The sequence below is a fragment of the Sphingobacterium prati genome (genome assembly GCF_013167215.1).
In the GTDB taxonomy this organism is placed as follows: Bacteria; Bacteroidota; Bacteroidia; order Sphingobacteriales; family Sphingobacteriaceae; genus Sphingobacterium; species Sphingobacterium prati.
Genome location: NZ_JABJWY010000035.1, coordinates 1 through 23751 on the forward strand (window position 1 = coordinate 1; position 23751 = coordinate 23751).

The 23751-nt window shown below is 38.8% G+C and carries 21 protein-coding genes; 14 read left to right on the forward strand and 7 right to left on the reverse strand.

Features of this window, described 5'->3' with window-relative positions:
- Nucleotides 1-447 precede the first annotated feature (447 nt).
- The 8 genes from ccoN (at nt 448) to HPC41_RS15965 (ending at nt 10583) form a co-directional block, all read left to right on the forward strand.
- Nucleotides 448-2586 carry a cytochrome-c oxidase, cbb3-type subunit I gene (gene ccoN, locus HPC41_RS15930; protein WP_172395003.1) on the forward strand — a complete coding sequence of 713 codons (2139 nt, stop codon included), beginning with the start codon at nt 448-450 and terminating at the stop codon, nt 2584-2586.
- A gap of 4 nt (nt 2587-2590) precedes the next feature.
- Nucleotides 2591-2788, forward strand: coding sequence for a hypothetical protein (locus tag HPC41_RS15935; protein WP_172395004.1), 198 nt, complete (start codon nt 2591-2593; stop codon nt 2786-2788).
- 3 nt (nt 2789-2791) lie between these two features.
- Nucleotides 2792-3688 (forward strand): cbb3-type cytochrome c oxidase N-terminal domain-containing protein, encoded by an 897-nt coding sequence (locus tag HPC41_RS15940; protein WP_172395005.1) that lies wholly within the window; start codon nt 2792-2794, stop codon nt 3686-3688.
- 12 nt (nt 3689-3700) lie between these two features.
- Nucleotides 3701-5089, forward strand: a complete 1389-nt coding sequence (gene ccoG, locus HPC41_RS15945) for a cytochrome c oxidase accessory protein CcoG (protein WP_172395006.1) — start codon at nt 3701-3703, stop codon at nt 5087-5089.
- Between the two features lie 11 nt (nt 5090-5100).
- Entirely contained in the window at nt 5101-5523 is a 423-nt protein-coding gene (locus tag HPC41_RS15950) for a FixH family protein (protein WP_172395007.1), read from the forward strand.
- A 9-nt stretch (nt 5524-5532) separates the two neighbouring features.
- Nucleotides 5533-6222 carry a sulfite exporter TauE/SafE family protein gene (locus HPC41_RS15955; protein WP_172395008.1) on the forward strand — a complete coding sequence of 230 codons (690 nt, stop codon included), beginning with the start codon at nt 5533-5535 and terminating at the stop codon, nt 6220-6222.
- A gap of 57 nt (nt 6223-6279) precedes the next feature.
- The gene (gene cls, locus HPC41_RS15960; RefSeq protein ID WP_172395009.1) at nt 6280-7743 is read left to right on the forward strand and encodes a cardiolipin synthase; all 1464 of its coding nucleotides are present in this window, start codon (nt 6280-6282) and stop codon (nt 7741-7743) included.
- A 116-nt stretch (nt 7744-7859) separates the two neighbouring features.
- A complete protein-coding gene (locus HPC41_RS15965; RefSeq protein WP_216660801.1) occupies nt 7860-10583 on the forward strand; it encodes a carboxypeptidase regulatory-like domain-containing protein in 2724 nt (907 codons plus the stop codon).
- 352 nt (nt 10584-10935) lie between these two features.
- On the opposite strand, the gene HPC41_RS15970 is transcribed toward HPC41_RS15965, so the two are convergent.
- The gene (locus tag HPC41_RS15970) at nt 10936-11526 is read right to left on the reverse strand and encodes a thymidine kinase (RefSeq protein WP_172395010.1); all 591 of its coding nucleotides are present in this window, start codon (nt 11524-11526) and stop codon (nt 10936-10938) included.
- 233 nt (nt 11527-11759) lie between these two features.
- Here HPC41_RS15970 and HPC41_RS15975 point away from each other — a divergent pair, with 233 nt between their 5' ends.
- Nucleotides 11760-12731, forward strand: a complete 972-nt coding sequence (locus HPC41_RS15975) for a hypothetical protein (protein ID WP_172395011.1) — start codon at nt 11760-11762, stop codon at nt 12729-12731.
- A gap of 82 nt (nt 12732-12813) precedes the next feature.
- Here HPC41_RS15975 and HPC41_RS15980 read toward each other — a convergent pair whose 3' ends face one another.
- Complete coding sequence (locus HPC41_RS15980; protein ID WP_172395012.1) at nt 12814-13440, reverse strand: substrate-binding domain-containing protein; 627 nt, start codon at nt 13438-13440, stop codon at nt 12814-12816.
- Nucleotides 13441-13539: 99 nt separating this feature from the next.
- Here HPC41_RS15980 and HPC41_RS15985 point away from each other — a divergent pair, with 99 nt between their 5' ends.
- Nucleotides 13540-13845 carry a YbaB/EbfC family nucleoid-associated protein gene (locus HPC41_RS15985; RefSeq protein ID WP_104380803.1) on the forward strand — a complete coding sequence of 102 codons (306 nt, stop codon included), beginning with the start codon at nt 13540-13542 and terminating at the stop codon, nt 13843-13845.
- A 10-nt stretch (nt 13846-13855) separates the two neighbouring features.
- Nucleotides 13856-14539 carry a metal-dependent hydrolase gene (locus tag HPC41_RS15990; protein WP_172395013.1) on the forward strand — a complete coding sequence of 228 codons (684 nt, stop codon included), beginning with the start codon at nt 13856-13858 and terminating at the stop codon, nt 14537-14539.
- Between the two features lie 56 nt (nt 14540-14595).
- Here the strand turns inward: HPC41_RS15990 and HPC41_RS15995 are convergent, their stop codons facing one another.
- The 3 genes from HPC41_RS15995 to HPC41_RS16005 all read right to left on the reverse strand — a co-directional run bounded on the left by HPC41_RS15995 (nt 14596) and on the right by HPC41_RS16005 (nt 18460).
- Nucleotides 14596-15417 (reverse strand): UDP-2,3-diacylglucosamine diphosphatase, encoded by an 822-nt coding sequence (locus HPC41_RS15995; RefSeq protein ID WP_172395014.1) that lies wholly within the window; start codon nt 15415-15417, stop codon nt 14596-14598.
- A 207-nt stretch (nt 15418-15624) separates the two neighbouring features.
- Nucleotides 15625-16491, reverse strand: coding sequence for an N-acetylglucosamine kinase (locus tag HPC41_RS16000; RefSeq protein WP_172395015.1), 867 nt, complete (start codon nt 16489-16491; stop codon nt 15625-15627).
- Between the two features lie 241 nt (nt 16492-16732).
- A complete protein-coding gene (locus HPC41_RS16005) occupies nt 16733-18460 on the reverse strand; it encodes an MFS transporter (RefSeq protein WP_172395016.1) in 1728 nt (575 codons plus the stop codon).
- Nucleotides 18461-18754: 294 nt separating this feature from the next.
- On the opposite strand from HPC41_RS16005, the gene rho reads away from it, so the two are divergent.
- Both rho and pssA read left to right on the forward strand, forming a co-directional pair.
- The gene (gene rho, locus HPC41_RS16010; RefSeq protein ID WP_172395017.1) at nt 18755-20254 is read left to right on the forward strand and encodes a transcription termination factor Rho; all 1500 of its coding nucleotides are present in this window, start codon (nt 18755-18757) and stop codon (nt 20252-20254) included.
- A 76-nt stretch (nt 20255-20330) separates the two neighbouring features.
- The gene (gene pssA / locus HPC41_RS16015) at nt 20331-21017 is read left to right on the forward strand and encodes a CDP-diacylglycerol--serine O-phosphatidyltransferase (RefSeq protein WP_172395018.1); all 687 of its coding nucleotides are present in this window, start codon (nt 20331-20333) and stop codon (nt 21015-21017) included.
- Here pssA and HPC41_RS16020 read toward each other — a convergent pair.
- Both HPC41_RS16020 and folK read right to left on the reverse strand, forming a co-directional pair.
- Nucleotides 21014-21358, reverse strand: a complete 345-nt coding sequence (locus tag HPC41_RS16020; RefSeq protein ID WP_172395019.1) for an Hpt domain-containing protein — start codon at nt 21356-21358, stop codon at nt 21014-21016. The genes pssA and HPC41_RS16020 overlap by 4 nt on opposite strands.
- Complete coding sequence (gene folK / locus HPC41_RS16025) at nt 21339-21842, reverse strand: 2-amino-4-hydroxy-6-hydroxymethyldihydropteridine diphosphokinase (protein WP_172395020.1); 504 nt, start codon at nt 21840-21842, stop codon at nt 21339-21341. Before folK ends, HPC41_RS16020 begins: the two co-directional genes overlap by 20 nt.
- Nucleotides 21843-21962: 120 nt before the next feature.
- Here folK and sppA point away from each other — a divergent pair, with 120 nt between their 5' ends.
- The gene (sppA, locus tag HPC41_RS16030) at nt 21963-23729 is read left to right on the forward strand and encodes a signal peptide peptidase SppA (RefSeq protein WP_172395021.1); all 1767 of its coding nucleotides are present in this window, start codon (nt 21963-21965) and stop codon (nt 23727-23729) included.
- Nucleotides 23730-23751 lie beyond the last annotated feature (22 nt).

Consider the following 23751-nt stretch of genomic DNA (forward strand, 5'->3'; position numbering starts at 1 on the left):
GAAGCCCTTGCTGGAAACAGTCAAGGGCTTCTTGCGTTTGGATATCCCCAATTTTATTATTAGCGCTTCAAAGGATAATCATTTCCTATACCATAATAGCGCGATTAGGATGCATAGCATTTACGTAATGCCTCTTGTTTGTTAGATGATTTCCGGTAACCAATCTGGATGAAAAAGTCTAATTAGCTATTGCTTGATCTCAAAGGGAACGTACCCATCCCATTTACGAAAGTGATCGACATCACTTTTATTCTTAATATTTATAGCATAAACTATTGCGAGCTGTTTTTGTTAATTTAACTGCCATGGAATCAATACTCAAATGGTTTTGAAATATGGATTGATCCTGTTTAATAAAGTGACGTACATCACTTTTGTACGCATTGTACATCATTAGATTGTCATAAAATGCTGCTTACTTTTGATTCAGAATCAACAATTTAAGTAATGCAGTTAGAGCAATTTAATTACGACAATAAAATTGTCAGAAATTTCGGAATCGCTACCATTATTTGGGGGATAGTTGGTATGACCATCGGATTGCTTGTGGCAACGCAGCTTGTCTGGCCTCAAATGAACTTCGGATTGCAGTTTACAACGTTTGGCCGTGTACGTCCCGTACATACAAACGCAGTAATATTTGCCTTCGTAGGTAACGGTATTTTTATGGGAGTCTATTACTCCTTACAACGGGTGCTTAAAGCGAGAATGTTCAGTGACGCTTTAAGTAAACTTCATTTTTGGGGGTGGCAATTGATCATTGTCGCTTCGGCTATTACACTTCCGCTTGGGCTTACTTCGAGCCATGAATATGCCGAGATGGAGTGGCCGATTGATATTGCTATTACCCTCATCTGGGTTGTATTTGGTATCAATATGTTTGGTACCATTATCAAACGACGTGAACGTCATATGTACGTCGCAGTTTGGTTCTATATAGCCACATTCGTTACTGTAGCCGTATTACATATTGTTAACTCCATTCAATTGCCTGTGGCCGGATGGAAAAGTTATTATGTATATAAAGGTGTTCAGGATGCGCTTGTACAATGGTGGTATGGTCATAATGCAGTAGCATTTTTCTTGACTACTCCTTACCTGGGAATGATGTACTACTTTTTGCCGAAAATGGCTAATCGACCGGTTTATTCCTATAAATTAAGTATTCTTCACTTTTGGTCTCTGATTTTTATCTATATCTGGGCCGGGCCTCACCACTTGTTATATACAGCGCTACCAAGCTGGGTACAGTCGTTAGGAGTGGTATTTTCGATTATGCTGATTGCGCCGAGCTGGGGTGGTATGATAAACGGTCTGTTGACGCTGCGCGGGGCTTGGGATAAGGTACGTACGGAACCCATGCTGAAGTTTATGGTCGTCGCACTGACTTGTTACGGTATGGCAACTTTTGAAGGTCCAATGTTGTCCTTGAAGCAAGTGAATGCCATCGCACACTTTACGGATTGGATCGTTGCACACGTACACGTTGGAGCATTGGGGTGGAATGGTTTTATGACATTCGGTATTCTTTACTGGTTAATCCCACGTATTTATAAAACTGAACTTTATTCTAAAAAATTAGCATCCACACACTTTTGGATCGGCACATTAGGCATCTTATTCTATGCAATTCCAATGTATTGGGCGGCAGTAGTGCAAGGTTTGATGTGGAAGGAGTTTACACCTGAAGGCGTTTTGAAATACCCAAACTTCTTGGCAACAACATTGGAGATTCTGCCAATGCACATGATGCGGGCTTTGGGTGGAGCACTTTATTTATCAGGTGTCTTCTTGATGACGTTCAATCTAATTAAAACGATGAAGCAAGGGAAACTTCTGGCAAACGAGCCTGCCGAAGCACCAGCTTTATTACCGGTCCAGGTCAACGAACAATCTCAGCATCGCCGTCTTGAACGTAAGCCTATATTGTTTATGGTCTTGGCGCTAATCGCGATCCTCATCGGTGGTATGGTTGAGATGGTCCCGACGTTTACCATTTCAAAAAACGTACCGACAATCGCAAGTGTAAAACCCTACACAGCGCTGGAACTGCAAGGACGTGATCTCTATGTCAGAGAGGGCTGTGTCAACTGCCACACACAGACAATCCGCCCGTTTAGATCGGAAACAGCCCGTTATGGTGAATATAGCAAAGCTGGTGAATTTGTATATGATACGCCATTTTTATGGGGGTCGAAACGAACTGGGCCTGATTTGCACCGTATCGGTTCCAAATATCCGAATAAATGGCATTTTGACCACCTATTGGATCCCACCATTACCTCCCCCGGAAGTATCATGCCTTCTTACCCTTGGCTGATCGATCAGAAATTGGATAACTCCATTCTGAAAGATAAAATGAAGGCTTTAAGAAAATTGGGAATTCCCTATACGGATGTGGCGATAGCGAACGCAGAACCGGATCTGCACAAACAGGCTCAAAAAATTGCGGATGACCTGAAACAGAATCAAGTAAACGTATTGGCCGATCGGGAAATTATAGCGGTAATTGCGTACTTACAACGATTGGGAACGGATATAAAAGCAGCTCCGAAAGTGGTTGAGGATGTTAACATAAATCAGTAACGCAATGTTTAAACAAATTACAAATTTGAACGGAAGTGAGCTTTACCTTATTGTGTCACTTTGGATATTCTTGATTTTCTTCATCTCGGTCGCAATCATGTTATTCCGCATGAAAAAGGACTATGTAAATTATATGAAGGAACTGCCTTTGGAGGAAGAGGAAACTGAAAAGGAAATGAATCATTCACCTGAAAGTATATAGTATATGAGTTTATTATTAGATACTGTACCGACTACAGTAGAGCTTGTCCAATCTACTTGGGGTTTTGGTACGGATAATTTATACACAGATATCTTAATTATCGTATTGATTGTCGTAATGTTGGCTCTTCTTGCTTCGGCACTGGTGGTTAACCGTGCGATGAAATCTATCATTAGGATTACGATGCCTGACTTGGTCAAAGAAGAAGAACTTAAGAAACTGGCAAAAAAAGGATGGTTGAAACGATCTTGGAATAAGATCATGGGAATAAGGCCTATATCGGAAGAAAAAGATATTGTTATCGACCACGAATACGATGGCATCCGGGAACTGGATAACCCCATTCCAATCTGGTTTAACTTTTTGTTCTATGGAACAATCTTTTTTGGACTGGTGTACCTATTCATCTACCAGGTTTCTGGGATCGGTATGAATCAAGACCAAGAATATGTACATGAAATGGTTGTCGCAGAAAAGGAAAGACAAGCGTATTTGGCTGCGTCTGCCAGCAATGTCGACGAAAATACGGTGGAATTTGAGCCAGACATGGCTGTTGAGGGAAAAGCTATATTCGCGGCAAACTGTGTAGCCTGTCATGGTGGAAATGGAGAGGGGGGTATTGGACCTAACTTAACGGACAAATTTTGGTTGCACGGCGGCGAAATTAAGGATCTTTTCAAAACGATCAAGTATGGTGTACCGGACAAAGGAATGGTGCCTTGGGAGCAGACCTTAAGTCCCGCTCAAATAGCGCAAGTGGCAAGTTATATTGTCACCTTAAGGGATACGCATCCGGCGAATCCAAAGGAACCACAAGGGGAAGAAGTAATCTATGGAAATGCTAAAGATGCAACAAAAGTAAATGATGGAGCTGAAGTAGAGAAGAAAGCGGAACAATAAATCAATATCGAAATGAGTACAGTAGTAGTTAATAACGCCAATAATGGTAGACCTAAGTCAAAAAAAAGACAGTGGATCTATGCCAAAAAACCGCAGGGAGCACTTTATAAAAAAAGGCAGTGGGTTGGTTATACGCTACTACTGTTCTTATTTGTCGCGCCTTTTATCAAGGTAAACGGCGAACCATTCTTAATGTTCAATGTCATTGAACGGAAGTTTTCTATTCTGGGGAACCTTTTTTACCCACAGGATCTCTATATATTCGTTTTTGGAATGTTGATCGTGATGGTCTGCGTGGTACTGTTTACGGTCGTATTTGGACGTGTCTGGTGTGGATGGACCTGTCCCCAGACGATTTTTCTCGAACTGATTTTTAGGAGGATTGAGTATTGGATTGAAGGAGATTGGCAGCAACAGAAAAAACGCAATGATGTTCCTGACACGGATCAGAAACAGTTAAAAAAAGTATTGAAACATAGCATATTTTTGATCATTTCATTTTTGATCTCGAATATCTTTTTGTCTTATATCATCGGTTCGGATGCTTTGATTAAAATCATTACCGACCCATTGGATCAACATATCGGCGGCCTTATTTCAATCATTTTATTCACGTTGGTTTTTTATGCTGTATTTGCTTATGTCAGGGAGATTGTATGCATCGCGATTTGCCCCTATGGGAGATTGCAAGGTGTGCTGCTGGATGATCAAAGTCTCACAGTGGCATACGATCATAGACGTGGTGAGCCAAGAGGAAAACAGCAGAAAAATACCACAGTGTCACACGGGGACTGTGTTGACTGCAAGCTTTGCGTTCATGTATGTCCGACAGGAATTGATATCCGAAAAGGTCTACAACTGGAATGTGTGAGTTGCACTGCATGTATTGACGCTTGTGATGCTGTCATGGGAAAAATCGGAAAACCCAAAAAGCTGATCGGTTTTTATTCCATGGGGGAAATTGAAGGCACGCTCGAGAAGAAAAGTAATATACGGGCTATCGCTTACTCAATTGTCTTAGTGCTGTTGATGTCGGTATTTGCTTTCCTGCTGTTCAATCGCTCTGAGGTTGATGGCCGATTATTACGCGCAAAAGGAAGCACCTATCAGCTTCGGGACGATAAGACAATAAGCAATCTTTACGCGTTGGAATTAGTTAACAAATCTGGAAAAGAAATGCCTTTTAAATTGGTATGCGAAGACCCGCGACTCAGGATCCAATTGGTCAATCCTATTCAGAAGCTCAGCAAAGATGGGCATGCTACTCTAAGCTTTTTTTTAATTATGGCGAATAAAGATGTCGAAACGTATAAAAGTAATATCAAATTATCTATCTATTCTGGGGACAAAAAAGTGGAAAGTTTAAAAACTACTTTCATTGCTCCTCCTGGAATGAATTAACAAATAAAAAAATGAATTGGGGTACAAAAATTTTTTTGAGTTTGGCAGTGTTTATGTTTTGCATCGTTGCAGCCGGATTTTATATGGTCACTCACGATTCGGACAGCTTGGAAGAAGACGATTATTATGAACAGGGTTTAAATTACGATCAAGCTTACGAAAAAAAACAGAATGTACTGACCATGAAAGAAATGCCGACTGTTGAGATCAGAAAAGATACTCTTTATATACATTTTGTCTCGAAAATTAACAAGGGGAAACTATTATTCCGTAAGCCTTCGGATAACAAATTAGATAGAGAGCTGCCATTCCAGACAATGGATAAGCTGTTGATGTTGCCGATTTCGACATTCGATAAGGGAATGTGGAATCTGTATATCGATTGGAGAAGTGCAGGTAAGGACTTTTTATTTGAAGAGCATATTTTATTTTAAACCTGGAGCATGAGTTATACCTACTTTGCATTTTATATGGGTTTATTTGGAAGCATACATTGTGCGGTCATGTGTGGCCCTTTAATCTTTGCTATCGAGGGTAGACAAGAACTGGCCTGGCGTACTTTTCTGAATAAGATCCTCTACCAATTCGGTCGGATCTTGACCTATGGTAGTCTTGGTTTTCTATTGGGGACCATAGGTACAATTGCTCAAATTCAGGGTTGGCAACGTACATTGAGCTGGATTACGGGAATACTATTGGTATTGATTGCACTGTTCCAACTTATAGGGAAAAACAATCGTGCAGTCATTCGCTTGCAGACCCGTGCTGTTCAACCTCTTGCCGGATTTTTGTCGAGATGGCTGTATCGGCCAGGCGGGAGCTTTTTTGCTGGTATATTGAACGGATTATTACCTTGTGGTATGGTGTATATGGCTTTAATTTCTGCAATGAATGCAGACAGTCCACAACAGAGTTTTTTATTTATGCTGTGTTTCGGACTGGGGACAATTCCACTGTTGTTTTTGTTTTCTTTTTTTGGAAATTTCTCCAAATTTTTCAAAATTGGCTTTTCAAAATGGATGCCTTTGTTATACCTATTGCTAGGAATCTGGTTTATACTTCGGGGGGCGAATTTAAATATCCCCTATTTAAGTCCTCTTATCCATATTGATGGCGCGATAAACTGCGCTTAAGCGCAAACAATTTGTCAGCGCTAAGTATTATATTTGGTGTTAAACTTAGCACATTATATGGAGGTACTTCATCATATTTTACAAATTGCGTTACAATATTACTGGATTCCTTTACTTATCTTATATATTGGTGTAATCGGAACAATCTTGATTGAAAACCGTAACCCCGCCAAAACGATCGCCTGGATTATGGTTATTGTTTTTCTACCCGTAATCGGATTACTTATCTATTATTTCTTTGGCCAAAAATTCAAGAAGGTCAAAAGGATGAAACGTATGTATCGGGAGCAGTCAAAAAAATTATTGGATGCCTGGCGTAAAGAATCTGAAATTATGGAGGAAAATATTGATACACTAAATGATCGTATCGGTAGTTTGGCCATGGTCTATCGCTATCTCAAAAATCAAAAAATATCTACATTTTCCCTGAATAATGAGGTGACTTTGTTTATAAATGGCGAAGAAAAGTTTCCGACATTGATTCAGCAGTTGAAAAGCGCAAATCATTCCATCCATATGGAGTACTATATCTGGGAATTGGATGAGATCGGACGTGAAATATTGCAAATTTTGGAAGAAAAGGCAAAATCGGGGGTGACGGTACGTTTGATACTGGATAGTTTTGGAGCTCCTGATGTGATTAAATACCTGCGTAGACATAGACCAGATTTTCGATTTGAGGCCTTTCTTCCCGTTACTTTTACATCATTGGCGAATAGCAATTACCGAAATCACAGAAAAATTGTTGTCATTGATGGAAAAGTAGGTTTTGTAGGTGGAATCAATATTTCAGACCGGTACATTAATAACGGAAAAAATGATATCTATTGGCGAGATACAGCAATGATGGTTATCGGAGCAGCCGTAAATACATTACAAATTCAATTTTGGAATAGCTGGAATCAAACAGATGGGGAACCATTTGAACTGAGCAAAGGTTATTTAAACAGATTTCCGATCACTGATAAAGATGCAAGTGGTGTGGGATTTACCGCTAGTGACCCGGGGTCTCCGGCTCCATTCAATATGGAGGCGATCATCGCTGGAATCAATGAAGCCAAGGAATATGTGGAATTGTGCACACCTTATTTTATTCCAAGTGACCAACTGACCACGGCGTTGATGCTGGCCGTATCTTCGGGTGTTCGGGTTGACCTGATGTTACCGGCGCAATCTGATTCTTTTTTTGTACAACATGCTTCCTTTTCTTTTATCAAGCCGCTACTTGAAAGGGGCGTAAACGTATACCTCTATACCAAGGGATTTCTTCATGCCAAAACTATTTGCATTGACGGTAAACTCGCCTATATAGGTACAACTAATCTGGATATCAGAAGCTTTTACATCAATTTTGAAATAACTGGGATCGTATCAGACAAAGCGTTATGTGAACGTTTGCATGATCATTTTCTTGCCGATATTGAAGCTTCAGATCTCATTACAATCCGTAAATGGATGCAAAGAAGTCGATGGAAACGAGGAGTCGATTCGATCTGCCGTTTGCTGGCGCCTTTACTTTAGCAGGTTGTATAATAAAGGCATAATGGTATAATAAATGTTAAAAATACCCTAGTAGGATTGGTCTTTGCTTAAAATTGAATATATTTAGCTATTCTTTTTTAATTCTAAGACTTTCAATGAAGCACATAAAACTATTGACTTTATCGATAGGCATTTTAGGAATCGGGTCGACTTATGCACAGACTGCACCTACATTACCTATTAATACGATCGTAGAACGGGTTCAAAAATATTTTCAAGGTTACCCAACGGAAAAAGTACATCTGCACTTTGATAAACCTTATTATGCTGTAGGCGATACATTATGGTTTTCTTCCTATTTATCACGTAATCTTCCAGAATACGAGCCGAGCAAAATAGCCTATGTGGAAGTTTTGAATAGCCGTGATTCGCTTATTCAGACCTTTCGGATTCCATTGGATAAAGGTGTTGGAAATGGACAGATGGTCCTTGATCCACAGTTCATGACACAGGATAATTACCGCTTTAGAGCCTATACAAAATGGATGTCAAACTTTGATGCATCTTACTTTTTCAATAAAATTGTTCCAATAGGTGATGTGATCAATAAAAAATTGACCACTCATATAGAGTTTCAGAATAATCTTAATGGTAATAAAAGTCAGGCTGTCATACAGTTCAGGGACCGTACAGGGAAACCCATGATTAATTCAAAAATCAACTGGGAATTTGTTGCTGGATGGGAAACTGTCGATAAAGGTAAAGGTGAGACAGATGCCATGGGGAAAGTGACGATCAACTTATCGGCAAAAGAGAAGGCTGATTTGGAAAAAGGGCAATTAAAGGTCAGTATCCAGGAAAATAAAAATGAGAAACCGTTGTCCAGTTCTTTCCTGCTCAAAAATGCCTTGTGGGATGCTGATGTACAATTTTTCCCTGAAGGTGGTGATCTAATTGCCGGACTTGCCAAAAAGGTCGCTTTTAAAGCTGTTGGATCCGACGGTAAGGGCCTGACAGTAAAAGGTTCGATTCTGGATGCAAAAGGAAAGTCTGTTGCGGAATTTGAAGATTTCGGATTGGGTATGGGGTATTTCTCCTTATTGCCTCTCGTTGGAGAAAATTATCAGGCAGTCATCAAATTTGCCAACGGGCAAGAACGTAAATATAAACTTCCTGCCGTGGTTAATGATAAAGCGAATATTGTTTTCGTCAAACAGGACACTGCAAATGCTGAGTTTGCTGTAGTAACCAGCGAAGAAAATTTTTCGAACAACAAAGCGCAATCTTACTATGTATTGGTGCAGTCCAATGGCCATCTTTGTTTTGGTGCACAGGTGAATTTAAAATCTTCATCTGCCCTGGTCAATATTCCAAAAGACCGCTTACCAAACGGTATTGTCCAGGTCACTTTAATGACCCCAGATGGCAAACCAGTAAGTGAACGCCTGGCATTTGTCCAAAGTGAGAAATTACTTAATATTCAAGTCGCAAGCGATAAGCAAAGTTATAAGGCGAAGGATCTGGTCAATTTGAAGCTTTCAGTTGATAATAATGGGCAGAAATATCCCGGTAATTATTCTGTCTCTGTGATTGATGAATCCAAAGTTCCTTATAACGATCAGGCCGACCTATCAATTGTAAGCAATTTTTTATTGACCTCAGAGCTGAAAGGGAATGTCGAAAATCCGAACGCTTATTTTGATGATAAAAATCCAAACCGTGAAAAAGCACTGGATGCATTATTAATGACACAAGGATATCGCCGTTTTGATTATTCCGCATTGATCGCTGAAAAGCTACCGCAGGTCAATTTCCTTCCTGAACAAGGGATCGAGCTATCCGGGATTTTACGGATGAATACAGGCCGTCCTTATCCAAATGGTGGTTTGTTGCTTTCTGTACCTTCCCGGAATATCAAAAAGGATGTATACACGGATCAAAATGGTCGTTTTACATTTAAAGACCTTGTTTTTCCTGATTCATCCAAAGTTACGGTAAATGCGCGGTCGAATGATAATTACCGTAGTTTGGTCATCAATATGGACCAAAGTTATTATCCCGAAATCGACAAGAATAACGGTTATAAAAGCTATTTTGTCCCTAATATAGACCAGGCATTTGCACCCTATTTGGATAATAGTCGTAAAGAGTACCGAAAATCTATCTTATTGGATGAAGTCGAGGTGACAGGAGTGCAAAAAAAGGTAATTACAAACAAAGATTTTCCATCTATTTCGGGTTTATCGATGCCTGAACATCGCATTGAGCCGGAGCGCCTGACAGGGTGTAATGTGTTGACCATGTGTCTGCAGACAGTTTTAACGGGGATAACATATGATCCTCAAACATTGAAATATTATGTGTCGCGTGACTATAATGCGGGTGGACGTACTCCGGTTCAGTTTTTCCTAAATGGTATGGCCATTGATGAACCAGGATTGAATAGTATCAACGTCGCGGATATTGAGGGGATCGAAATCTTCCTTCGTGACGAACTGGGAACAGTATCAAGAATGTATCAGAACAATGGTGTAGTCTCTATCTATACGAAGAAAGTGGAGGCTAAGAAACCTCGGATGGCCTTAAGTGAAATTGAGAAACTGTTACCCAAATCGAATGTGATCGATATGTTCCCTTTGGGCTATGTCAAAGAACGTAAATTCTACACACCAAAATACGATACGCCAGAGCAAAAATCGGTAAATGATCTGCGGACTACGATTTATTGGAATCCAAAAGTAACGGTAACCGAAACAGGGGAGGCGGCAGTCCAATTCTATAATGCGGATGGAAATGGTAATTATAAAGTGATTGTAGAGGGAATGGATCAGACAGGTAACATTGGCCGAAAAGTGATAAAATACCGCGTGCAACCTTAAAATTGAATTAAGTTATATAACATGAACGCTGCTCTTTGAAAAACGAGCGGCGTTTTTTATGGCATAAAAAACACCTCCTTGATGGGCAAGGAGGTGCAAACTAACCAATTATAAACCTAAATTATGAAAAGTATCTTATCGCCTTTGAAAGCGTTTGTCTTCTTATTTATACATATATTTCAAATCTTATGCCAATTTGATAACGTGGCTATTTGGCAGTGATTTTTATCAGAAATGTTATATAATAGTGATATGGATCCGATATTTAGCCCGTAATGCTTTTACTGATGATGCATATGTCATCTATCAATTAAAAATTGAAATGATATTGTTGGCGAGAGCGGAACGCTTCCTAATCGTTTTGCCGATCTAGCTGATAATAACATTGCCTACAGCGGGGTTCATAAGCTTCCTTTTCACCGAGTAGCACGGTTTGCGTATCTGCTATCAGACGGTACGAATAATTCGCTGGAGCGCCGCATTGCATGCAGACTGCATGCACTTTTGTAACATGTTCGGCTATAGCCATCAGACTTGGAATAGGCCCAAAAGGTTGTCCTTTATAATCCATATCCAGTCCAGCAATAATCACACGAATACCATTGTTTGCCAATTTGACACATACCTCTGACAATCCGTCATCAAAAAATTGTGCCTCATCTATTCCAACAACCTGGGTGGCCGAACTCAAAAGCAGTATAGCCGATGAATTTTCAACCGGAGTGGATGGAATGCTATTACTGTCGTGGGAAACGACCAACTTTTCGTCGTATCGTTTATCGACAGAAGGTTTGAATATTTCAACGTTTAGCCTTGCATATTGTGCCCGTTTTAGCCTTCGTATCAACTCTTCGGTTTTGCCTGAGAACATTGATCCACAGATAACCTCAATACTTCCATATCGAGCTGGTCTCAATGTTAGATTATGTTCGGAAAAAAGCATCTGATTAAATTATTTTTTCGAATGGTCAACAAATAAGGTATTATTTGTAAATAAACCTTCTACTATATTCTGTTTTTGACAATGCTAATATCGAAATTAAATATTAAATTTGAGTAGCAAAAAAGTGGGTAAAAATCCAAATAATTATAAATCAAAGGATTGAATTTTTCACTTTTTAAGGTAAGGAGTGTATAGGTATTATAAACGATTAACGGGCGATTTCAACTAGAATTATGAGTACTAAAGAGGAAATTTTTAATAGGGTAGGAGATTTATTACAGGATTTGAATGCGCAATATTTGACTTTGTCAGAGAAGAATGGTGAGGCAGAGATAGGCCATCTGCTGAGCCTGGAAGCTAAAGCACAATCTGTTGCAGCTTACATTACTTTACTCAAAACAGATGCTGTATTGAAAGATGGACAAGCTCACAATACCTTGAAAGAATCTGCGCTGGAGAGTAAAAAAATAGCATTTAACGATTATTTTACACCGCCTTCGTCTATACGTGCGTCTAGCCAGAGCTTTTCTGAATCTAAAAGTCTTGCGAAAAGTGATGTAGAGAATGATGAACCTACAAAATTAAACGAAGATGCTGTTGAAGTAAAGCAGGAAGTACAAGAGAGCAATGAATTGGCAGCAGCTTCTTATTCGCCTGCAATAGCAGATGAAACGAACGACGTGACGAGTGAAGTTATTGCCGAAAATAGGGAAGAAAAACAGTATGAGATAGATGAACCCACGATAGACTTGGTGGATGAAGAACCTACAGTTGTTAAGGAGATTATAGAGGAACCAAAACAGGTCGTCATTGAAGAAGTTCAGGACAACCTTACTCAGGAGGAAGTCAATACCATGGCGGAGGAGGCCCCATCGAGGCCATTGACGTTAAATGAGATTATCTCGCAGCAAAAACAAGCTGGGGTGCAGAGCCGGGTTTATCAAGTCAGTCAATCCGGAAGTTCGGATAAACTGACTGACATCAAAACCGGAATAAGTTTGAATGATAAACTTTTATTTATTAAAGACCTATTTAATGGTTATAGTTTAGCGTATAGCGAAGCGGTAGAGTTATTGAACAGATTTAATAGTTATGCCGAAGCTGATGCATTTTTGCAAACCAATTATGCGGTTAAGAACAGATGGGCGGATAAACCCCATACAGTTGAAAAATTATATGAGGTATTGCGAAGAAGGTATAACTAGTTATTTAGGAGTAAAAACAAAAAGCATCTTTACGTAAAGATGCTTTTTGTTTTTACTCCTACTCATTGTTTTAGTGGATAAACTATTTCAATTGAAATTGCAGCCAGTCCTTTCCTTCGTGACCATAGACAAAATATTTCGGTTGCAGGATCTCGGCCAGAGATTCCAATTCAATTAGATAATCGTATCCTGGAATAGTGGCAAAATTAGGTTTTGTTATAATAAACAGCTGATCGAGTTCAATCGCTTTGGATTGAGCAATTGCTGAATCATTTAATAAAAGCGGGACACGGGAAAATACATTTTGGTCACTGTCAATTAAGATGATTTTATCCGCTTCGTTAGCAACTATCGTAGGGATTCCACCTGCGATTTTGATAGATTCCTGTAGATAAGCCGATTCGTTGATCTTTAGTGGATCAATTTGATCTAACACCAGTACTTTGGGTCTGTCGCTGGCTGTTATAAATTTGAGCTTGTGAATCAAGATGTCGGTTTCATCTTCTATTTTTTCAATAAGCTCATTAATATTTTCGTCACTATTTAATTCTTGGCCTAGTGTATTGATATAAGCAATGACGTCTTCGATGCTAACGATTGCCGATTGCTGTGCTGTTAACTTAGCGTGTGTTTCTGCTGAGACAGTACTGTTATTTAGATTCAGCTGTTCCAAAAAATGGGCAACTAATTTTTCTTGATTGCTTTGCATGCTGCAAAAATACAAAAAGGGTAGCATTAGCGAAATTAAATTAGCAATAGTAGGTATTGGAGGATTTTTGTAAATTGGCATCAAATAAATGTGATAGATATGTTTGACAAATTATTTCAGGCACAGCAAAAGGCAGAGGAAATTAAGAAAAGACTAGATACAATTTCGGTATCCGGTGAGGCTGAGGGTGGTTTGATCCGGGTGGTGGCAACTGCCAATAAGGAGATCAAAGAGATTACGATAGACCCTGTCTTTTTGTCCAATGCAGACAAAGAAGAATTAGAGGAACTGTTGGTCGTTGCGTTGAATAAAGCAATAGTCCAAGCAGAGAATATCAGTCAAGCTGAAATGCAGGCGGCTAGTAAAGATATGTTAGGTGGCCTAGGCGGACTATTTAATCAATAACAATATGATCATGAAAGCAACGTATTACGGTCAATCTTGTGTTGAGTTTGATTTTGATGGAACGAAGGTTTTATTGGATCCATTCATAACTTATAATCCTCTGGCGAAAGCAATTGATGTTAACGCGATTAAGCCCGATTACATCTTTTTAAGCCACGGACATCAGGATCATGTCGCAGATATGGCTACCATCCAAAAGAATAGTGATGCTACGGTACTGGCCATTGTAGAAACAGCGGCATGGGTCAGAAGACAAGGGGTGCCTGACGATAAGGTGGTTGAGTTCAATCTCGGTGGTACCATACAGCTGCCTTTTGGCACTGTCAAGATGGTTTATGCTGCACATACGAATAGTACGCCTGATGGCCAATATGGTGGGTTTCCGGTTGGATTTGTCTTTAATGTACAGGGGAAAAAGATCTATTTTGCCGGCGATACTGCATTGACGATGGAAATGAAGTTGTTGGCTGACCTGAAATTAGATTGGGCTTTTTTACCTATTGGTGGATACTATACAATGGATGTCGATGATGCGATAAAAGCGGCAGAGTTTATTAATTGTACACGTGTAGTGGGAATTCATTACGATTCATTTCCGCTAATTCAAATTGACAAACAGAAGGCCTTGGACAAATTCCAGAACGAAGATATTTCATTGTCTCTTCCGAAAATAGGGGAAACAATAACGTTGTAAAAGACAAAAAAGCCGAGCTCGCTCGGCTTTTTTTGATCCGTTAAGATCTGTAAGTTCTACGATGATATAACGATTTTCTTTAGGTCTTCTAAGCTGAAAAGGGGGGTATCAATAATTTTATTTTTTAGGATCTGCTCTTTATTTTCTTCGAAATAAAACAGTTTCCATTCTCCATTTTTATATTCTAAGCTGCTTAGATTTTCGATCCAATCGCCAGAATTCATATAGGTACATGTTCCTTTTCGGTTAATAACTTCTTTTATTTGAGGTTGATGAATGTGCCCACATATGACGAAATCATAGTTTTTTTCAATAGCTAATTCCGTTGCCGTATGTTCAAAGTCTGAAATGTATTTGACAGCTTTTTTAACAGAATTTTTTATTTTTTTTGAGAGGGAGTATTTCTCTTTGCCCATCTTATCCAGGCAATAATTAATGACATTGTTGAGCTGTATCAACTTATCATAACCCCATCCGCCAAGTTTAGCAAGCCATTTTGAATGATGGATCGATGCATCGAAAACATCACCATGAAAGATCCAAACCTTTTGATTATTGAGTGAAAGAAGCAATTTGTTACTCAGTTTGATGTTTCCAAGCTTGAGATCGGTAAATTTGCGCAACATTTCATCATGATTACCGGTAATGTAGTGGACTTCGGTGCCAGTTGAGCTCATATCGATGATCTTCTTGATGACCTTTAGATGATCTTGCGGAAAGTAGCTTTTCTTAAACTGCCAAATATCGACGATATCGCCATTAAGGATCAATATCTTGGGTGCGACGGATTCCAGGTAAAGTAAAAGTTCTTTGGCTCTACTTCCGTATGTACCTAAGTGTATGTCTGAGAGTACAAGTATATCAAGGCTTCTTTTCATCGGAATAAACTATAAATATTCTTTTTACAAAAAAAAGGTAATTTTATTTGATGCCGGTGAAATTCCTGTTATTAAATCGTTAAAATATTCTGTAAAACTGTATAAATAAGTTTATTAGAATTTAATATTGGGCTTTATTTAGCTAAAAAAGGTGTCTAATCTGTTGATTTGACACCTTTTCTTAATCTGTTAACGCGTATTTATTTGCTATTTAGCAGTCGCTGCTGCTGCTCTATCGATGTGAAACTGAACAAGGTCATCGATTGGCGAACGTAAGATTTTACCTACTTTCATACCATACTGCTCTGCTTTTTCAGCTAATACATTCCTAAAATTGTAACCGACTGAGCCGATACAATTGAAAGTATAACTTTGATAATTAGGGTATTTGCTAACTAAATTTCTGAAGAAAGCTTCAAATGCTTCATCTACAATATTGCGCGTGTACTCAATGTTCACATTGTTGTCGTACACGAATTTACTGAAACTTGCACAGAAACGGTTAGGCATTGGTTTGGTATAAACCGCATCCATGATTTCATCTTTTGTCATTTTGTAAGTGTTCCAAAACACTTCTTTGACATCTTTTGGCATTAAATTACGTACATAATCCGCAAGTAACTTTTTACCGATGTAACTACCCGATCCTTCATCACCTAAAATATAAGCTCCAGAGTCAATATTTAAAGTAATTTCTTTACCATCATAGAGACAGGAATTTGTTCCTGTACCCAAAATGGCTGCAAATCCAGCTTGAGAACCTAATAATGCTCTTGCAGCAGCAAGTAGATCATGTCCTACTTCCACTTTTGCTGTAGTAAATACATGTTTTAAGGCATCAACTACGATTTGGGCTTTTTCCCTATTATGGACACCAGCACCATAATAATTTACTTCCGCGATTTTTTCAAAAGGTAAATCCTGCGGTAATCCTTTTTTTAGGGAGTTTACGATGTATTCACTGTCAACAAAATAAGGGTTATACCCTTCTGTATTGAAGTAGATTTTTTTATTTGAATCATCTAACAAACACCAGTTTGTTTTTGTTGATCCCCCGTCAGCAATGATTATCATTATTGAGTAGTTTTAATTGTGTTTATCGTTATAAAATGAGTAATCAATTCATTAATCAATTCCCCGAAAATACATTTTTTAATTTTAAATATCATAATTTATCCATGCATTTTTGAAAAAATAAATTTCACGAATTCATTCATAATATAAAAAAACTGGCTTAACAGTATTGTTAAGCCAGTTTTTAAGTCGTGTAATAAAATTGTTTAAATAGTGTACTATTTACAATTAGTTGAAGCTTTTAATGCCCTCCTTCAGCTTCGATTTCATCAATATTGATTCCTTGTTTGGTTAAAATTCCTTTTACAAATACAGCAAAGAAAACAATATAACAGAATCCAACTAACGGTAAAATGTAGGAATTATGTATCCCAATGATATCCGCTAATTTTCCTTGGATAGGGGGAAGAATACCGCCGCCAAGAATCATCATAACCAGGAACGCAGAGCCTTGTGCTGTATATTTACCAAGGCCAACGATAGAAAGACTGAAGATAGATGACCACATAATTGAACAAGCAAGTCCTCCTGATAAGAAAGCATAAATCGCGATTGTACCAGAAGAGAAAAGCCCGATTAACATGGCAATAATTCCGAATAGGCCAAAAATAATTAAAGTACGTGCTGGTTTTTCTTTACTTAGATAAAAAGCAACGATTTGCAAAATGATACAGATCACGTAATAATATAAATGCGACATCTCGAAACCAGCGAGTGTATTCACTCCGATGATAATGGAGAAAGCAATTAAAGGGACTATGATTAGAAGTCCGTTTTTGGTGGATTTGCTCAGGTTGAACGCTGTAATCGCTCCTGCCCAGCGGCCAATCATCATACTTCCCCAATACATGGATACATAAGGTGTTATTTGAGAAGACTGTAGACTGCCAAATTCTTTTAAGGTAAGCAATTCTCCTAGATTACTACCGATAGCTACCTCAATACCCACGTAGATAAACAATGCGAGCATTCCTAAGGCCAACTGCGGATATTTCATTGCTCCCCAACCTTCGGGATTCTTTTTCGCGCTTCGGTTAGAGAAAAGTAAGCCGCCGATGATAACGATCAATGCTCCTGCCAACCACATCATCCGTTGCGTTTCCAGTGGTTTGGCAACTTCTTTAATATGCAATTTTAATTGATCAATCTGAACTTGGTCAGTCAGCGCTGATACTTGTTGGTGCAATTGTTCGATATGTAATGCAAGATCGCTCTTGTAACTTAAGAATACAGGCGTAAACATACCAAATAATAACACTGTCATGATGATCAGCGTACGGAGTGCCTTATTGGCTTTTTCCATCGGTTCATTACTAATTCCAGCTGGCACTTTTTTGCTAAAGTTGAACAATGTCGCAGCTAAAAGAAATAATAAACCAACGCCCACGTATAGGTATACTACTTTATTTAATGGTAGATTGGCAATTTCAGAATCGGATATAGGTTCAAATGTTCCAAAAAGGGAGAAACCAATAACTAAAGGCCCTATCGTTGTTCCAAAGGAATTGACACCACCACCAAGGTTGACACGGGACGCCCCGGTCTTCGGATCGCCCAATAAGACGGCGAAAGGATTGGCTGCCGTTTGCTGTAGTGAAAATCCAAGTGCGACCACAAATAGACCCAACAACATGCCAACATACAGATTTACCTCAACGGCTATGATCATCGCCGCCGCGCCCAGCGCAGAAAACAATAGACCGTAAACGATACTTTTTTTGTAACCCCATTTTCCAACAAGGTCATTTCCACCAATTGAACTAAAGATAAATAAGAGCAATGCACCAATGTAATATGCGGTGTAGAAAGCAAAGTCAATTAATTGCGATTGAAATTGATCCAAGTGAAAATAATTCTTGCAGAATGGTATAAATACGCTATTTCCAGCTGCAATAAACCCCCAAAAGAAAAACACAATAATGAGCGTGTAAAGTGCGGGGTAATTAGTTTTAGTTTGTTGCTGTTCCATATAAGGGATCTAAAAACTTAAATTTTGAAAGGTACGAACTTATGAAAAAAAATATAAAATTCAATCTAAAAATGTTGTTAAATCGTTTTACTAGCTACAATAGTAAATATTTTTTTTGAAATATTTTGAAATAACAAAATTTGTTTTTTTCTTTGTCTAGGTTCTCAAGATTTAATCCACTTCGGGTTTAAACGAAATCATTAAGTTCTTCATTCACTTAAACAAGGAAACATGCTTAAGTGTAAATCAGAATAAAGCTCAAAAGAAAATCCAAAAATCATACACAACACATTAATGGATATTAACGAATTAAACGCTAAACTCGTATCAGAATTGCGCGAGATTGCTAAGTTGATCGGTATCGCAGATGCTGATAAATTGCGTAAGCAAGAATTAATAGAAAGAATTAGCAATACCGGTGGGGAAGAAGAAGCAGCTCCGGCTTCTGTAGAAAAAGTTGCTAAAGTGGAGGAAGACAATCAAGAACAGGGTGAACGTACGCGTAAGCGCGTTAGAACAGTGAAGACCGCTGAGCCTGTAACTGTAAGAAAACGTGAGGCTGTCGAAAGTGAGGAAAGCAGCCCCGCTATAGATACCACTCCTGCAACAGATAAAGGTACCCAACCTGAAAAAACACCTCAAACTCCTAAAGCTGAAAATACTTCATCTAGTACAGATTTCGACAATGTTATTGTTAATGAAGGGGTCTTAGAAATTATGCCAGATGGCTATGGTTTCCTACGTTCTTCGGATTATAACTACCTGACATCACCGGATGATATTTACGTATCACAGTCGCAGATCAAATTATTTGGTTTGAAAACAGGTGACACTGTTCGTGGTTGTATCCGTCCACCAAAAGAAGGTGAGAAATATTTCCCATTGGTTCGGGTAGAAGCGATCAACGGACAGAATCCTGCAGAGGTACGCGATCGTGTTCCATTTGACTATTTGACACCTTTGTTTCCTGATGAGCGTTTAAATTTGGATATGGGCATGGGTAACTACTCTACGCGTATCATGGACCTATTTACGCCAATCGGAAAAGGTCAACGTGGACTGATTGTTGCGCAACCAAAAACAGGTAAAACAAATTTATTGAAGGAAGTTGCTAATGCGATCGCCAAGAATCATCCTGAGGTATACCTTATTATCTTATTGATCGATGAGCGTCCTGAAGAGGTAACTGATATGGCAAGAAGCGTACGTGCAGAGGTTGTTTCATCTACTTTTGATGAACCAGCTGATCGCCATGTAAAAATTGCTAATATCGTATTGGAGAAAGCGAAGCGTATGGTAGAGTGCGGTCATGATGTGGTTATCCTATTGGATTCAATCACTCGTCTGGCGCGTGCTTATAACACTGTTGCTCCTGCTTCAGGTAAGATCTTATCTGGTGGTGTGGATGCAAATGCGTTACACAAACCAAAACGTTTCTTTGGAGCAGCTAGAAATATCGAAAATGGGGGGTCATTGACAATCCTTGCGACAGCTTTGACAGATACTGGTTCCAAAATGGATGAGGTCATCTTTGAAGAATTTAAGGGAACTGGTAACATGGAATTGCAATTGGATCGTAAATTGGCGAACAAACGTATTTTCCCAGCGATTGATATTACAGCATCTAGCACGCGTCGTGATGACCTGTTGACAGACAAAGAAACATTACAACGTATCTGGGTGCTTCGCAATCACTTGTCAGACATGAATTCGACAGAAGCAATGGAATTCTTGCAAGGGCAAATGCGTGGTACTAAATCAAATGAAGAATTTTTGATCAGTATGAATGGGTAATCCCATCAAATTTTGATATTTTAGCCATCATTTTAATAGAATGATGGCTTTTTTTATAAAAAAACAAATCATATAGATGAAAAAACATATTCCAAATCTGCTGACCTGCCTGAATCTTTTTAGTGGTTGTATCGCTGTATTGATGGCCTTGAATGGGAACATACAAGCCGTGACTATATGCGTGCTCGCTTCTGGAATATTTGATTTTTTTGATGGTATGGTTGCAAGGCTCCTTCATGTAAAGTCTCCTATTGGTAAGGAGCTGGATTCGCTGGCAGATATGGTCAGTTTTGGGTTTTTACCGGGAACGATCATGTTTACATTACTGCAAAAAGCGTTTCCTGATGGTTCCTTACTACCGTATCTGGGATTTATTGTGACCATGTTTTCGGCTTTGCGTTTGGCCAAGTTTAATTTGGATGAACGACAAACTTCCGATTTTATTGGACTCAATACACCAATGAATACCTTTTATGTGCTATCATTACCTTATATTGCTGTTAAGTATCCCGAACTCATTATAAATCCAATATTTTTGATTTGTAGTGCGCTACTGACCAGTTATCTGTTGATTAGTGAGATTCGGCTGTTTTCGATGAAATTCAGTTCGATGGATTGGAAAACGAATAAATTTCGCTTTATCTTTCTGTTTTTAACTTTGGTCTTATTTATAATCGGCCAATTTATGGCTTTACCGGTTATTCTACTTTTGTATTTTATACTGTCGGCATTGCACTTTAATAAAAAAAACGATCTGGCTTAGATCGTTTTTTCGTATTGTTCAAGTTCAAATAACAGTTCTTTCATTTCAATATCCAGCACTTCAAAAGTTGCCCTGAGTCCCTCTAATGAATCTGTATTTTTGGCACTTAATTCCAATTCCTCAAATTTGGCTTTTAAATGAAACGCTCCAATATAATCCATCGTAGGTTTGATATGGTGGGCAGCATCGGTAATTTTCTGATGATCGCCTTCAGCTATTGCATTTCGCAACTTGTCTAAATCTACCGGAGTCTGGATAAGATACATTGATACAAACTGTTTGATCAAATCTGAGTTGTCAAACATGTTTTGGTTGATCAGGTCAATGTCGATATGGTTCATCGTTGCTAATTTTCTTTACGGGTAATTCGTCCTTGCAATTATTCAATAAAGATACGTTATTTTTTTTGTAAACGGGGTGAATGTAGTCTGGAGCTATTTCTGCTAAGGGTTCTAAGGTAAAACGCCGATCTGAAATAAAAGGGTGTGGTATAATTAGGGTTGGATAATGAATAATCTCATCGTTGAAATAGAGTAAATCAATGTCAATAGCTCTTTCACCCCATTTCTTTAGACGGATTCTTCCCAGATCCAATTCAATCTGCTGTGTGCAGTTTAAACATTCCAAGGCTGATAAATCCGAACTTATTAAGACCACCTGATTAAGGAAGGAAGGTTGATCTTCAACCCCCCAGGCTGCAGTTTCATAAATGGTGGATTCTTTTTGAATTTTTCCGACCCGTTCTTCCAGATATTTCCTTGCCAATGCGAGTTGCTGCATACGATCTCCCAAGTTGGTCCCTAATAATATAAAAATCTTATTCATCCTACTAAATTAAGACTTTATGGAATAAAATACTGGGGGAATAAAAATATTGCACTACCTTTAATGTAAAATAAATCATTCCATTTGCAAGATTGTAAACATCAGGATTAATTATAAAATATGAGATCATTTTTTAAGTATGTATTGGCTACAATTACAGGGATTGTGATATCTTTTGTGATTTTGTTTATTGTTTTTATGGGTATTATTGGGGCGCTTATCAGCTCAGCGTCTTCGGAGCAGGAGGTCGTTGTCAAAAGCAATTCGGTGTTATTTCTATCCTTTGACTATGACATCAATGAGCGGAACGACAATAATCCTTTTGGAAGCTTAAATCTTCCGGGGTATTCTACAAAGAGTATTGGTTTGGATGATATCCTGGGTAGAATCAGATATGCGGCAACGGACGGGAGTATTAAGGGAATTTATATCGATGCGGGGAGTATCGGAACTGGTTTTGCGAGTTTGAAAGAGGTGCGGGATGAGTTGTTAGCATTTAAGAAAACAGGCAAATTTATAGTTGCCTACAATGCTGGCTACAATCAAAAGGCATATTATGTAGCAAGTATAGCCGATAAAGTGTATGTCAATCCGCAAGGAACTATCGATTTTAGGGGGCTTGCCAGTTCGACGATGTTTTATAAAGATTTATTGGATAAAGTTGGGGTGGAAATGCAGATTGTGAAAGTAGGTACATTTAAGAGTGCTGTGGAACCCTTTTTCTTAAATAAAATGAGTGATCCAAATCGCCTACAGGTAACATCATATCTGGGAAGTATATACGATACTTTTATAAATGAAATTTCGATAAGCCGAAATATTCCGGCGGACTCGTTACGCGGTATAGCGAACAATTACCTTGTTAGAAGTGCAGATGATGCGGTGCGCTATAAGCTCGCGGACGCTAAGATTTATAAAGATGAATTATTGGCTGATTTGAGAAAACGACTGAAGATAGGGGATAAGGAAGAAATATCGTTTGTTTCGTTATTAGACTATAATAAGAAGCTGAAGGATGATGGTAGTGGATCTGAGGTGGCTGTTCTTTATGCGGTTGGAGAGATTGTGGATGGCGAAGGAACTCGCCCGGGTGAAATTGGTGGCGATAAATTTTCAAGGGAATTACGTAAGTTGAGAGAGGATGATGCTGTAAAAGCTGTTGTATTGCGCGTAAATTCACCAGGGGGCTCGGCTCTAGCATCGGACATCATCTGGCGTGAGGTCATTTTGACAAAAAAAATTAAACCAGTAATCGTATCGATGGGAGATGTTGCGGCATCTGGCGGTTATTATATATCGGCTGCCGCTGATTCAATATTTGCTGAGCCAACGACCATTACAGGATCAATCGGCGTATTTGGCGTGATACCGAATTTTCAGAATTTAATGAACAATAAAATTGGCGTGCATTACGATGGTGTGAAAACGGGAAAATTTGCGGATTTGAATACTACTTTTGATCGTCCTTTGACAGCCGAAGAAAGGGATATCATCCAGCGTGAGGTTGATAAAGTATATACTACCTTTACAAAAGTTGTGGCGGAAGGGAGAAAGATCTCCTTGCCAAATGTTGATAGCATTGGTCAAGGCCGGGTTTGGACAGGTGCTCAGGGCTTGGGTAATAAATTGGTTGATCGTTTGGGTAATCTTGATGCTGCAATTCAGGCTGCAGCCAAAAAGGCTAATTTAAACAAGTATAAAGTAACGCAATATCCTGAGAAGGAAGATCCGCTCACTTCGATATTGAACAATTCGAAGGAAAAAGTTCAGGCTTGGGTCGCGAAAGAACAAATGGGCGAATACTATCGTTATTTCGATGTGATGCGGCAGGCAACTACACAAAGCGGTATTCAGGCAAGGTTACCTTACACTGTAGAAATTCATTAATGATAATTTAATCCGATAAAAA

Excerpts from the sequence above, each read along its gene's own strand:
- ccoN (WP_172395003.1), top strand. The coding sequence starts at position 448 with ATGCAGTTAGAGCAATTTAATTACGACAATAAAATTGTCAGAAATTTC.
- HPC41_RS15935 (WP_172395004.1), top strand. The coding sequence starts at position 2,591 with ATGTTTAAACAAATTACAAATTTGAACGGAAGTGAGCTTTACCTTATT.
- HPC41_RS15940 (WP_172395005.1), top strand. The coding sequence starts at position 2,792 with ATGAGTTTATTATTAGATACTGTACCGACTACAGTAGAGCTTGTCCAA.
- ccoG (WP_172395006.1), top strand. The coding sequence starts at position 3,701 with ATGAGTACAGTAGTAGTTAATAACGCCAATAATGGTAGACCTAAGTCA.
- HPC41_RS15950 (WP_172395007.1), top strand. The coding sequence starts at position 5,101 with ATGAATTGGGGTACAAAAATTTTTTTGAGTTTGGCAGTGTTTATGTTT.
- HPC41_RS15955 (WP_172395008.1), top strand. The coding sequence starts at position 5,533 with ATGAGTTATACCTACTTTGCATTTTATATGGGTTTATTTGGAAGCATA.
- cls (WP_172395009.1), top strand. The coding sequence starts at position 6,280 with ATGGAGGTACTTCATCATATTTTACAAATTGCGTTACAATATTACTGG.
- HPC41_RS15965 (WP_216660801.1), top strand. The coding sequence starts at position 7,860 with ATGAAGCACATAAAACTATTGACTTTATCGATAGGCATTTTAGGAATC.
- HPC41_RS15970 (WP_172395010.1), bottom strand. The coding sequence starts at position 11,526 with ATGCTTTTTTCCGAACATAATCTAACATTGAGACCAGCTCGATATGGA.
- HPC41_RS15975 (WP_172395011.1), top strand. The coding sequence starts at position 11,760 with ATGAGTACTAAAGAGGAAATTTTTAATAGGGTAGGAGATTTATTACAG.
- HPC41_RS15980 (WP_172395012.1), bottom strand. The coding sequence starts at position 13,440 with ATGCAAAGCAATCAAGAAAAATTAGTTGCCCATTTTTTGGAACAGCTG.
- HPC41_RS15985 (WP_104380803.1), top strand. The coding sequence starts at position 13,540 with ATGTTTGACAAATTATTTCAGGCACAGCAAAAGGCAGAGGAAATTAAG.
- HPC41_RS15990 (WP_172395013.1), top strand. The coding sequence starts at position 13,856 with ATGAAAGCAACGTATTACGGTCAATCTTGTGTTGAGTTTGATTTTGAT.
- HPC41_RS15995 (WP_172395014.1), bottom strand. The coding sequence starts at position 15,417 with ATGAAAAGAAGCCTTGATATACTTGTACTCTCAGACATACACTTAGGT.
- HPC41_RS16000 (WP_172395015.1), bottom strand. The coding sequence starts at position 16,491 with ATGATAATCATTGCTGACGGGGGATCAACAAAAACAAACTGGTGTTTG.
- HPC41_RS16005 (WP_172395016.1), bottom strand. The coding sequence starts at position 18,460 with ATGGAACAGCAACAAACTAAAACTAATTACCCCGCACTTTACACGCTC.
- rho (WP_172395017.1), top strand. The coding sequence starts at position 18,755 with ATGGATATTAACGAATTAAACGCTAAACTCGTATCAGAATTGCGCGAG.
- pssA (WP_172395018.1), top strand. The coding sequence starts at position 20,331 with ATGAAAAAACATATTCCAAATCTGCTGACCTGCCTGAATCTTTTTAGT.
- HPC41_RS16020 (WP_172395019.1), bottom strand. The coding sequence starts at position 21,358 with ATGAACCATATCGACATTGACCTGATCAACCAAAACATGTTTGACAAC.
- folK (WP_172395020.1), bottom strand. The coding sequence starts at position 21,842 with ATGAATAAGATTTTTATATTATTAGGGACCAACTTGGGAGATCGTATG.
- sppA (WP_172395021.1), top strand. The coding sequence starts at position 21,963 with ATGAGATCATTTTTTAAGTATGTATTGGCTACAATTACAGGGATTGTG.